This is a genomic window from Virgisporangium aliadipatigenens (assembly GCF_016863615.1).
GTDB classification, from domain to species: Bacteria; Actinomycetota; Actinomycetes; order Mycobacteriales; family Micromonosporaceae; genus Virgisporangium; species Virgisporangium aliadipatigenens.
On sequence record NZ_BOPF01000042.1, the window covers coordinates 21,767 to 32,987 of the forward strand.

The window sequence follows — 11,221 nt, forward strand, 5'->3', positions numbered from 1 at the left end:
GCCGTGCGGCGGGACGACGACTTCGGGACCGTGCTGCGGTCCCTGCGACACCGGCTCACACCGCGTGAGGCCGGTGTGCCGGCGTCGTTACCCGCCGTGCGGCGCGTGCCCGGCCTGCGCCGCGACGAGCTGGCCGGTGTAGCGGGCGTGTCGGAGGAACACCTGAAGCGGCTCGAGCAGGGTCGCCGACGGCCGTCACCCGACGTGGTCGACGCGCTGGCCCGGGCGCTGCGGCTGACCTCGCACGAGCACGACCGGCTGCGCACGCTCGCCGGTTTCGCCGCCACTCCCGAGCCGGACGGGCGGGTCCCGCGGGAGATCACCGAACCGGCCCGCCGGATGCTGGACCGCCTGACCGAGGTCGCGGTGTGCGTGTGCGACGCGACCTGGACGGTCCTGGCCGCCAACGACCTGTGGCACTCGGACGTGTGCACCGTGCCGGAGCGCGGGCGCGAGCGCAACGTGGTCTGGCGGGCGTTCACCGAGACCGGCCCGTCGGTCTTCCGGGACCCCGAGCGGCTGGCCGGGTTCCGCGCCACCGTCGTGGCCGAACTGCGGGACGCCGCCCGCCGCTACCCGGCCGACGCCGAGCTGTCGTCGATGATCGGCGACCTGCGCGCGCGGAGTCCCGAGTTCACCCTGCTCTGGGACGCGCCGCCGACGCCCGGCGGGCACGCGGACCGGCTGTGCGTGCCGAGTCCGGTGCACGGCAACCTCTACCTGGACCTGGACGTGCTGACCCTCAACCCGGGCGACCTGCGCGTCGTCGTCTACACCGCGTCCGCGTAGCCGTTCAGCCGCGGGCTCTGGGGTGCGAGGTCGCGTACACCTCCCGCAGGCGGTCGACCGTCACCAGCGTGTACACCTGCGTCGTGGTGACGCTCGCGTGGCCGAGGAGTTCCTGCACGACGCGGATGTCGGCGCCACCGTCGAGCAGATGCGTCGCGAACGAGTGCCGCAGCGTGTGCGGGGAGACCGCGTGCGGCCCGTCGACCGGCAACCCGGCCAGTGCGGCGGCCCGGTGCAGGATCGCCCAGGCGGACTGGCGCGACAGCGGTGTGCCCCGCGTGTTGAGGAACACCGCCGGGCTGCCGCTGCCCGCGGCGACCAGCGTCGGGCGGCCGCGCACCAGGTAGGCGTCGAGGGCGTCGCGGGCATAGCCGCCGATCGGCACCAGGCGGGTGCGGCCGCCCTTGCCGCGCAGGGTGAGCACGTCGCCGTCGAGGTCGTCGACGGCCAGGCCGACCGCCTCGGAGATGCGCGCGCCGGTGCCGTACAGCACCTCCAGGAGAGCCCGGTCGCGCAGCGGGCGCGGGCCGTCGCCGGCGACCGCGGCGAGGAGGCGTTCGACCTGGTCGACGTCGATCGCCTTGGGGAGCCGGCGGGGCAGGCTCGGGGGGCGGACCTCGGCGCCGGGGTCGTGCGCGGTCAGGCCCTCGCGCAGGGCGAAGCGGTGCAGGCCGCGTACGGCCGAGGCGGCCCGCGCGGCGGAGGCCGCCGAGAGCGGACGCACCCCCTTCTCCCCCGCACCACCTTTCCCGCCGCTGCCCGGGCCGTTCTTGCCGCTCGGGGCGCCCACCCCGCCCCTGCCGGCGGCGATCCGGTCCGCGGCGGCCACGCCGCCACGCCCGGCCGCTCCCCCGGCTCGCTCGGCCCCGGCCGTGCCCGCACCCGCCGAACCTCCGCCGGCCGTGCCCGCACCGGACCCGATCGGGCCGGACCCGATGCCGTGCGGCGTGGAGCCGGGCGGGGTGCGGGCGGTCGGGACGGTGCCGCCGCGCAGGGCCGCCAGGTGGCCGGCCACGTCGGCGGGGCGCACGGCGTCGAGGTCGGCGACGCCGCTGGCCGCCAGGTGTGCCGCGTAGCGTTCGAGATCCCGCCGGTACGCGGCGAGCGTGTTGCCGGCGAGACCCCGTTCGACCGTCAGGTGATCCAGGTAGGCCCGGACGGCCCGGTCGACTGCGTTCAGCGGAGCACCTCGTCCAGGGGCAGGTGGGCCATCCCGTGCGCCTCGGCGACGGGACCGTAGGTGACCTGCCCGGCGTGCGTGTTGAGGCCCAGGGCGAGGGCCTTGTCGGCGCGCAGCGCGTCGCGCCAGCCGCGGTTGGCCAGTTCGACGGCGTACGGGAGGGTCACGTTGGTCAGCGCGTAGGTGCTGGTGTGCGGCACCGCGCCGGGCATGTTCGCCACGCAGTAGAACATCGAGTTGTGCACCCGGTACGTCGGGTCGGCGTGCGTGGTCGGCCGCGAGTCCTCGAAGCAGCCGCCCTGGTCGATGGCGATGTCGACGAGCACGCTGCCGGGCTTCATGCGCTTGACCAGTTCGTTGCTGATCAGCTGCGGGGCCTTGGCGCCGGGCACCAGGACCGCGCCGATGACGAGGTCGGCGTCGAGCACCGCCCGTTCGATCTCGAACAGGTTGGACGCCACCGTCTGCAGGTGCCCCTGGTAGATGCGGTCCGCCTGACGCAGCTTCTCGATGTTCTTGTCGAGCAGCAGCACCTCGGCCTGCATGCCGAGCGCGATGGCGGCGGCGTTCATGCCGGAGACGCCGGCGCCGATGACGACGACCTTGGCGGCGTAGACGCCCGACACGCCGCCCATCAGCACGCCGCGCCCGCCGCCCTGGCGCATCAGGTGGTACGCGCCGACCTGCGGGGCGAGCCGTCCGGCGACCTCGCTCATCGGGGCCAGCAGCGGCAGCGAACGGTCCGGCAGTTCGACCGTCTCGTACGCGATGCCGGTGACGCCCCGGTCGACCAGCGCCCTGGTGCACTCGGCCGACGCGGCCAGGTGCAGGTAGGTGAAGAGCACCTGGTCGGAGCGCATCCGGTGGTACTCCTCGGCGATCGGCTCCTTGACCTTGAGCACGAGGCCCGCCTCGCCCCACACGTCGTCGGCGGTGGCGACGATGGTGGCCCCGGCCGCCGCGAACTCCTCGTCGGTGATCGACGAACCGGCTCCGGCCTGCGACTCGATGAGCACCTCGTGCCCATGACGGACGAACTCCAGGACACCGGCCGGCGTGATCGCCACCCGGTACTCGTGGTTCTTGACCTCGCGGGGAACTCCGACCTTCACGGCACGCACCCTTTCCGGTGGCCCCGCGGGACGGCTCCGTTGCCGCGATTGTGCCGAGGTGACCACTCCTGCCCCCGGAGTGTAAGGAGGTGTCGCCGTTCGGCGGAGTGTGACCTGCGCTTCGGCCGGTCAGCACTGGGCGAAACACCACCAGGTCGGGCGGTGTCGGGGCTGGCCGGGGGTCGCTACGGTGGGTTCGTGGCGTACGGTCCGTACGGGGACGATCCCCGCCAGCCCTCGATTCCGCCGATGCCGGCCGCGTGGCAGCAGCCCGCGTCGGGGCCGCCGATGACGCCTGCGCCGCCGCAGCCCTACGGCCAGCAGGTCTCCGGGATCCCGTACCCGGGCATGCCGCAGTCGGTGCCGCCGCGGCAGGCCGTGCAGCCCTACGGGGCGCCGGGGCCGTGGACGCAGGGGGCCGGGGGCGCGTTCGACCCGTTGACGGGTGAGCCGCTGTCGCCGAAGTCGAAGGTCGTGGCCGGGTTGCTGCAGATCTTCCTGGGGCAGTTCGGCGTCGGGCGCTTCTACACCGGACATATCGGGCTCGCCATCGCGCAGATCGCCGTGGTGTGGAGCTGGGTCGGGATCTTCGGGTGCCTCGGGCTGCTGACGTTCGGGTTCGGGCTGCTGTTCATCCCGCTGATCTTGCTGTGGCCGTTGATCGACGGGATCGTGCTGCTGGTCGGGCGGCAGCGGGACAGCGACGGGTATCTGCTGCGGTCGTAGCGGTGCGGTCGGGTCGCGGCCTAGATCGGGTGGCGGTTCTGGAAGTCCAGGCGGCGGTCCGCGTCGGCGGCGATCGGCGCGATGATGTCGTCCAGGTCCGCGAAGGCCTGCCAGGCCGCGACGCCGGTGCTCGCGAGGCGTTCGACGACGAGCTGCTCGAGGTCGTCGACCCGCTTGCCCTTCCAGATCTTGTCCGCGAGGCTCACCAGGAGTTCCTCGGTGTCGCGGTCCGCGTTCCAGTTTCCGTGGGAACTGGCGAAGCGTGCGCGTTCCTCGGGGACCCGCCGATCGCGCAGCAGCGCGTATCCGGCCGCTTCGTGCAGGTGGCCGGGCTGTGCCAGTTCCATCGGAAACTGAACCTTGCCGATGTCGTGCAGTGCGGCGCCGACGCAGGTCCGCTCGGCGTCGAAGGCCAGCGTCGGGAAGCCCGCGGCGACGCCCGCGACCAGGGCGAGCGCCGCCTCGTGGACCATCCGCAGGTGCGCGGCGAGCCGCGGCGGCACGGCCAGCTCGCGCAGGAGCGCGGCGACGTCGGGCGGCAGGGGCGGCGGGCCCGGCTCGGTAAGGGCACGCTCGAGGGCTTCGGGACGCATCGCGCAACCGTACAGCGGCCGAAAACCGTTTGTGGCAAACGGTTTTCGGGCGATTCAGTGGATGGTATGTCGGCACGGCTCCCCGTACGACCCGCGGCGCCGATCGCCGACGGGATGAAACTGCACCGGCGGCGGCTGCGCCTCGGCGGGCGCAACCACACGGTGATCACGCTGCGGCCGGGGACGGACGCGCGGTTCAGCACCAACTACTTCCACGACACGTGGCACGTGCTGTCGGACTGGCGCGGCGCGCGGCTGCTCGGCCGGCTGCTGTGGGGGCTGGCCTTCCAGCGGGTGCCGGGGACGCTTGTGGTGATCGACCTGCCGTTCGTGGATCCCAACCCGTTCGACGCCTCGCCGGGCGACCCGATCGTGCTGATCCCGTCGCGGCTGACGCCGTGGAGCGCGGCCGCCGCGCGGGACCTGCGACGGCGGTTGCCGTTGCACGGGCCGGGCGACGGGACGGTGCGCTGGCACACGCACGGGCTGGACCGCCTGGTGGCCGCGGGCCACAAGTGGCAGCGCCTGCCGACGCGGGAGTGGATGGACCGGGTGCACGGGATGGTGACGTTCGCGGCCGCCGACGCGCTGCTGCGCGCGCACGCGTACGGCGTGTTCACGCTGGGAGTGGGCGCCCGGCACGGCATGGACTACACCGACCTCGCCTGGCAGGACGGTGAGGTGCAGGTGTTCAGCGACTACCGGGCGCGGGTGTCGGCGGCGCGGGCCGCGCGGGCGCAGGTGCTCGGCGGGCGGGCGCTGACCCCGGAGGCGGAGCGGCTGTTGTGGGAGCGCGGGACGGCGATCCGCACGGCGATGGCGCGTTCGCACGGGGCGCCGGTGCGCGCTTAGAGCACGTGGGCCTTGAGCGCGGCGAGGAAGCGTTCCGCCTGGGTGAACGGCGCCAGATGTCCCGCGCCGTCGATCGGCACGAACGCCTTCGCCGGTGCGCTGACGGCCTCGAGGTACTCCGCGGCGAGGTCGGGCAGGGTGTGCACGTCGTCCGCGCCGTGCAGCAGGTACACGGGGACCGCGAAGTCGGTGCCGAGGCGTTCGGGGGTGCACGCCATCGTCTCCTCGAACAGCCGCGGCGGCAGGAACAGCACCCCGAGCAGCGCCCGGTACAGGTCGCCGGGTCCGTAGCCCGGCCAGGTCAGCAGCGCGGGGCCGGCGACCCGCTGCCACTGCCGCGACTCGGGATCGGTGGCCATGCTCCAGCGCTGCTTGGTGATCCACGCCTTAGCGGTCCGGAACGGCGGCGGCGTGCGCTCCAGTGCCCTGGCCGCTCGGCGGTTGGTTCGCATCGCTCTTTCCAGGGCCATGCGGTGCGTGCGCTCCTCGTTGCGGGCCATGTCGGTGATCTGCCCGGTGCCGACGTAGGCGTGGAAGAGGTCGGGCCGGCGGCGGACCATCCTGGTGGCCACGAGGCTGCCCTGCGAGTGGCCGAGCACCACGACCCTCTCCTGGCCGAGGTGGGCGCGCAGGTGCTCGACGAGCGCGATCCCGTCCTCGGCCAGCAGGTCGAACGTCCACTCGTCCGCGCCGGCCCTCCCGTTGCGCCCACGGGTGCGCCCGACGTCGCGCCGGTCCCAGAACACCACGGTGAAGTGGCGCTCCCAGGGGGCGAGCGTGGCGGTGAAGGGTTCCATCGGAAGGCCCGAACCGGCGACGTAGAGCAGGATCGGGTTGCTCCGGTCGGTGCCGCGGACCTGGATCCACTGGTCGACGCCGCCGAGGCGCACGTAGCGCCGCTCGACGAACCCGGTGCGCAGGGCGCGCGTGACGCGCCGCTGTCGCAGTTTCCGATAGGACAGTCCGGCCGCCACGACCGCGATCACCAACCCGCCCGCAATCCACATGCGTCGAAAGTGACATGTAAAAATCTACATGTCAATCCTGTCAGGTAGGCTGTCGGCATGTCGCTGCGCCACGCCCTCCTGGGCCTGCTCTCCGACGAGCCGGCCAGCGGCTACGAGTTGACCCGCCGGTTCGAGAAGGCGCTGCAGCGCTACGCGTGGCACGCCCAGCACAGCCAGATCTATCCCGAGCTGACCAAAATGGCCGCCGACTCCCTCGTCACGGTGGCCGCCGAGGGCGCGCGGGGGCGGCGCACCTACGCCATCACCGACGCCGGCCGCGCCGAGCTGCGCCGCTGGATGCTCGACCCGCCCGAGACGTTCGTGGTGCGCGACGAGGGGACGCTGCGGCTGTTCCTGCTGTCCACATTGGACGCCGACGACGCGCGCACGGTGCTCGTTCCGCTGATCGACAGCTGCGAACGGGAGATCGCCGCACTGCGCAAGGGGATCGCCGACGCCGACGCCGCCAGCGGGGGCGGGCTGCCGTTCGGGCGGCTGGTGGCGGAGTACGGGCTGCGGTCGTTCGAGACGCTGCGCGACTGGGCTTCGTGGGCGCTCGAGCGGATCGAGCACAATTAGGCGCATGTCGCCACGGGTGGTCAGAACGCTGTCGGTCGCCGCCGTCGTCGGCGGGCTGTTCCTGTGGGCGATGGTGGTCGTGGGGCTGTCGTTCGCGATGGTCGAGCGCGGGGCGCGGCAGTGGTGGGCGATGCCGGTCTTCGGGGTGCTCATGGCGGCGCTGGTCGTGTTCGCCGTGTCGCGGATCCCCGCACCGGCCGGGGTGACCGTCCCCCGGCGGGTCTCCGTCCCCGGCGGGCGGGTCCTCGCCGAGCCGCTCAGTCCGCGCGAGCGGGAGGTGCTGCGCGAGTTGGCCGCCGGCCGTTCCAACGGGGAGATCGCGAAGGCGCTGTTCGTCGCGCCCGGCACCGTCAAGGCGCACCTGCACCACATCTTCCGCAAGCTCGAGGCGACGAGCCGGCTCCAGGCGGTCGCGCACGCCCGCGAGGCCGGCCTCATCGAGGAAATAAACCAGGACTAGACCCTTCGGCAGATGACCGGGATCGCGGCCGGTTCCTAGCGTTCGCCGGCATGAGAATCCCCTACGGCCTCGCCGCCGTCTTCGTCGTCGTCATCCAGGGGCTGTCCCTGTCGCCGTTCGTGCCGGTGCCGGTGGCGCTGCTGATCGGGGCCGCGTGGGCGGTCGCGATCGGGTCCGCCGCGCTCGCCGTCTCCCGCCGGCCCGCCCTGCGCGCGTGGACCGAGGACGTGCTGGTCGGGCTGGGCTGCGCGGCGATGGCACTGTTCGCGTTCGGTGGCGCCGTCGGGCTCCTCATCTGGAACGTCGCATTGGACAGCCCCTCGATCACCGGCGAGACGATGGTCGCGATGTTCCTGCCGAGCATCCCGATCGCCATCGCGGCGAACGTCCCGACCGAACTCGTCGTCATCCCCGGACTGCTGATCCTCGGCTGGCGCCCGGGGGCCCGACGAACGCTCATCGTGACGGCCGCCGCGCTCTACTTCGTCCACCGGATCTGGAGCTACGTCGTCTTCGTCGGCGACCGGCTCGACTTCGCCGACCACGAACGCGCCACGACCCCGCTGACCGCCGCCGAGCGGGAGCGGTTCACCGACGGGCTGCACCTGGACGACCCGCGCTGGATCCTGAACCTGCTGCTGTTCGCGGTCTTCCTGGTGGCGGCCTATCTTCCCGCGGTCAGCGGCGTGGGTTCGTGCGGCGGGTCGGCGTCGCCGTCGTCGGGTCCTCCGGCCACGGATGCCGGGGGTAGCGCCCGCGCAGTTCGGCCCGCACCTGCGGATAACCCGTCCGCCAGAACGACGCCAGATCCCGCGTGACCGCCACCGGACGGCCGGCGGGCGAGAGCAGGTGCAGCAGCACCGCGACCCGCCCGTCGCCGATCCGGGGCGTCTGCGCCCAGCCGAACGCCTCCTGCACCTTCACCGCCAGCACCGGCGCCTGCGGATCGCTGTAGTCGACCCGGATCAGCGAACCGCTCGGCACCGGCAGCCGGTCCGGCGCGAGCGTGTCGAGGTGCTGCGCGGCGGGCCACGGCAGCATGGCGCGCAGCGCCCGAACGGTGTGTTCGGCGTCCACTGTGGACAGTTTGGTGACGCCGCTCAGGTCGGTGTGCGCGACGACGGCCGCGTCGTCGACGTCCGGCCACGGCGCGCCGACCACCGCCCGGCAGAACGCCATCCGCTGCCGCAGTCGGGTCGCGTCCGGGTTCCAGCGCGGCCCCTGCTTGGCCAGCGCCGCGCGCAGGGCCCGCTCCACGAGTTCGCGGGGCGGGTCCGTCAACTCCCACCGCCGCAGAACGATCGCACCCAACTGCTCCCGGCGCTCCGCCCCCTCCGCCGTCACGTCGTCCACTGTGGACAGCAGCGCCGCACCGGCCTCGCGCGCGGTCTCCTCGTCGATCGCGGCGGCGAGCCGGATCCGCGCGGCGGCCTGACCGGGTTGCCGGTCGGCGACGGCGATCGCCAGCCAGGGCTGCCCGCCCAACGCCGAACCCGACATCAGCGCGGCCTCCGTCCCGCCGGCCATGAGGTAGCCGCCGCCACGGGTGCGGGCAAGGCGCTCGGGATACGCCAGCCCGATGAGGAGTGCGGCGGCGAGGTCGTCCGGCAGGCGTACCACTCCGCCGGCATCGCCCGCGCGACGCGGCGCCGCGGCGGTCTCCGCCCCGCCTGCGCCCTGGCCGCTCATGTCGGCACCGGCACCGGATTCCCGGCGCGAAACCCGACCGGACCCGGCCGCAGCGGCCGCGCCGTCGAGGGCCGCGCCACCGAGCACCGCGCCGGGCCCGGCCGCGCCAACGGCGGTGGGTGCCGCGGGCGGGGCGGGGCCGGCGGGGTCGTCGATTCCGGTGGCGCCCGTCGTGGTCTCCAGGGCGCGGCGGAGGCGGTCCGCTTCGGCGCGCCAGCGGGGATCGCGGCCGTCGCGGACCTGGCGCCAGGCCGCCGCCAGGTCGTCCCCCTTGGCGACCGTGTCGTCGGCGAGGATCGCGACCACCTCGGCGGCCCGGCGGGAGCCGACCCGGGGCGCGCCGTCGAGCAGGGCCCGCGCCAGCCGCGGATGTGCACCGATACGTGACATGCGGTGGCCGCGCGGCGTCGCCCGGCCGTCCCGGTCGACCGCGCCGAGAGCCGTGAGCGTGGTGCGGGCTACCCGCATCGCGGCGTCCGGCGGCGGGTCCGGCAGGGCGAGGCCGGTGCCGTCGGGATGGCCCCAGCAGGCCAGCGCGAGCGCGAACCCGGTCAGTTCCGCGACGGCCACCTCCGGCTCGGGCTGGGCGGGGAGGCGTTCGTCGTCGTGGGCGGACCAGCAGCGGTACACCACACCCGGCGCCTCCCGGCCGGCCCGCCCGGCCCGCTGCACGGCGCTCGCCCGGGCCGCCCGCACCGTCGCGAGCGAACCCAACCCGCGCGCGTGGTCGGTGCGCGGCACCCGCGCCAGCCCCGAGTCGACCACCACCCGCACGCCCGGCACCGTCAGGCTGCTCTCCGCGACGGCCGTGGCGAGCACGACCCGCCGGTGCGATCGGATGTTCAGGGCGGCGTCCTGGTCCCCGGCGGCGAGGCGGCCGTGCAGCACGTCGACGGGCAGCTCGCCCAGGCGCCGCCGCACCGCCGCGATCTCCCCCGCGCCGGGCAGGAACACCAGCAGGTCCCCGTCCTCGTCCCGCCACGCCCGGCGCACCACGTCGGCCACGTGGTCCAGGAACGCCGGGTCGACGTGCAGCCCGTGCGGCGGCCGGACCGGGCGTCCGGGTGGGCACCACACGGTCCGCACCTCGTGCAGCACCCCGTCGGCGGCCACGATCCGCGCCTCCAGCAGCTCCGCGAAGCGGTGCGCGTCGGCCGTCGCCGAGGTCGCCAGCAGCCGCAGGTCGGGGCGCAGCGCCTGCCTCGCCTCGATGAGGAACGCGAGGGCGAGGTCGGTGTCGAGATGCCGTTCGTGGCACTCGTCCAGGACGACGGTGCCGACGCCCGCCAGCTCCGGGTCGGCGAGCAGCCGCTGCACGAGCAGGCCGGTCGTGACGACCTCGATGCGCGTGTGCGGCCCCACCCGCCGGTCGCCGCGGACGCTGTAGCCGACGGTCGCGCCGACCCGTTCGCCGCGCAGGTCCGCCATGCGCCGGGCCGCCGCGCGCGCCGCGATCCGCCGTGGTTCCGCGACGACGACCTTCCCGTCGAACGCCTTCGCGAGCGCGGGCGGCACGAGCGTCGTCTTGCCCGTCCCCGGTGGAGCCACGAGAACCGCGGTACCGGCCGCCAAGGCGTCCACCACGTCGCTGATCGGAAGCACGCCGCCCATTGTCACCCGAGGATCACTGCGGCTCGAGGATCACCACCGCCGTCTCCGTGGAACGCCGCGCCGCGTAGGCGTCGAGGTCGGCGTCGAACGCGCGCCACCGTTCCCACAGCAGGGAACGCTCGGCGGGGACGGCACGGCGGCCGCGCACGCGCCGGGACCCGCCGCGGATCTCGGCCGTCGCCTCGGGGTGGGTCTGCAGGTTGAGCCACCAGGCGGGCTCCCCCTCGCCCCAGCCGTTCATGGCCATGAGCACGAGGTTCGGGCCGTCCTCGAAGTAGGCGAGGATGACGCTGCGCGGCTGTCCGCTGCGGCGGCCGGTGGTGGTGAGGCGTAACGCGCCCCAGCGGCCCTTCTTGGGCGGCCACAGGCCGATGCGGCCGCGGGTGAGGCGGTAGAGGGCACGGTGCGTCGACCACGCGAGGCGGATGAACCAGCGCGGTGGAAGCCTTGGTGCGCGCGACATGCCGCTGACTATCGGACCCGCCGCCTGTGAACGCGCTGAGCCGGTCCCCTAAGGGGATTCGTCTCAGGGACGCCGGTGGTAGATGTTGCGGCGTGGGCGTCTCTGCGGGTCCAGGTAAGGGGGTGGGAGGAATTCGGGTAGTCCGTCATCGGCCATCCGC

The 11,221-nt window shown here is 74.1% G+C and carries 11 protein-coding genes; 5 read left to right on the plus strand and 6 right to left on the minus strand.

Annotated elements, in window-relative coordinates:
* Window positions 1-3 precede the first annotated feature (3 nt).
* Window positions 4-789 carry a helix-turn-helix domain-containing protein gene (locus tag Val02_RS39295; protein WP_203904416.1) on the plus strand — a complete coding sequence of 262 codons (786 nt, stop codon included), beginning with the start codon at window positions 4-6 and terminating at the stop codon, window positions 787-789.
* A 4-nt stretch (window positions 790-793) separates the two neighbouring features.
* Here the strand turns inward: Val02_RS39295 and Val02_RS39300 are convergent, their stop codons facing one another.
* Both Val02_RS39300 and ald read right to left on the minus strand, forming a co-directional pair.
* Window positions 794-1,969, minus strand: a complete 1,176-nt coding sequence (locus Val02_RS39300; protein ID WP_373318018.1) for a site-specific tyrosine recombinase XerD — start codon at window positions 1,967-1,969, stop codon at window positions 794-796.
* The gene (gene ald, locus Val02_RS39305; protein ID WP_203904417.1) at window positions 1,966-3,081 is read right to left on the minus strand and encodes an alanine dehydrogenase; all 1,116 of its coding nucleotides are present in this window, start codon (window positions 3,079-3,081) and stop codon (window positions 1,966-1,968) included. The genes Val02_RS39300 and ald overlap by 4 nt, the downstream gene beginning before the upstream one ends.
* Before the next feature lie 198 nt (window positions 3,082-3,279).
* On the opposite strand from ald, the gene Val02_RS39310 reads away from it, so the two are divergent.
* Window positions 3,280-3,807 carry a TM2 domain-containing protein gene (locus tag Val02_RS39310; protein ID WP_239153677.1) on the plus strand — a complete coding sequence of 176 codons (528 nt, stop codon included), beginning with the start codon at window positions 3,280-3,282 and terminating at the stop codon, window positions 3,805-3,807.
* 20 nt (window positions 3,808-3,827) lie between these two features.
* On the opposite strand, the gene Val02_RS39315 is transcribed toward Val02_RS39310, so the two are convergent.
* Window positions 3,828-4,400, minus strand: coding sequence for an HD domain-containing protein (locus Val02_RS39315; RefSeq protein ID WP_203904418.1), 573 nt, complete (start codon window positions 4,398-4,400; stop codon window positions 3,828-3,830).
* A gap of 66 nt (window positions 4,401-4,466) precedes the next feature.
* Between Val02_RS39315 and Val02_RS39320 the strand changes: the two genes are divergently transcribed.
* Window positions 4,467-5,252, plus strand: coding sequence for a hypothetical protein (locus Val02_RS39320; protein ID WP_203904419.1), 786 nt, complete (start codon window positions 4,467-4,469; stop codon window positions 5,250-5,252).
* Here the strand turns inward: Val02_RS39320 and Val02_RS39325 are convergent.
* Window positions 5,249-6,259 (minus strand): alpha/beta fold hydrolase, encoded by a 1,011-nt coding sequence (locus tag Val02_RS39325; RefSeq protein ID WP_203904420.1) that lies wholly within the window; start codon window positions 6,257-6,259, stop codon window positions 5,249-5,251. The genes Val02_RS39320 and Val02_RS39325 overlap by 4 nt on opposite strands.
* 57 nt (window positions 6,260-6,316) lie before the next feature.
* Between Val02_RS39325 and Val02_RS39330 the strand changes: the two genes are divergently transcribed.
* Together Val02_RS39330 and Val02_RS39335 are read left to right on the plus strand one after the other, a co-directional pair.
* Window positions 6,317-6,838, plus strand: coding sequence for a PadR family transcriptional regulator (locus Val02_RS39330; RefSeq protein ID WP_203904421.1), 522 nt, complete (start codon window positions 6,317-6,319; stop codon window positions 6,836-6,838).
* Window positions 6,839-6,842: 4 nt separating this feature from the next.
* Window positions 6,843-7,298 (plus strand): response regulator transcription factor, encoded by a 456-nt coding sequence (locus Val02_RS39335; RefSeq protein ID WP_203904422.1) that lies wholly within the window; start codon window positions 6,843-6,845, stop codon window positions 7,296-7,298.
* A gap of 678 nt (window positions 7,299-7,976) precedes the next feature.
* Here Val02_RS39335 and Val02_RS39340 read toward each other — a convergent pair.
* Both Val02_RS39340 and Val02_RS39345 read right to left on the minus strand, forming a co-directional pair.
* Window positions 7,977-10,598: an ATP-dependent RNA helicase gene (locus Val02_RS39340; protein ID WP_203904423.1), complete on the minus strand. Its 2,622-nt coding sequence runs from the start codon at window positions 10,596-10,598 to the stop codon at window positions 7,977-7,979.
* A gap of 13 nt (window positions 10,599-10,611) precedes the next feature.
* Window positions 10,612-11,061, minus strand: coding sequence for a nitroreductase/quinone reductase family protein (locus Val02_RS39345; protein WP_203904424.1), 450 nt, complete (start codon window positions 11,059-11,061; stop codon window positions 10,612-10,614).
* Window positions 11,062-11,221 lie beyond the last annotated feature (160 nt).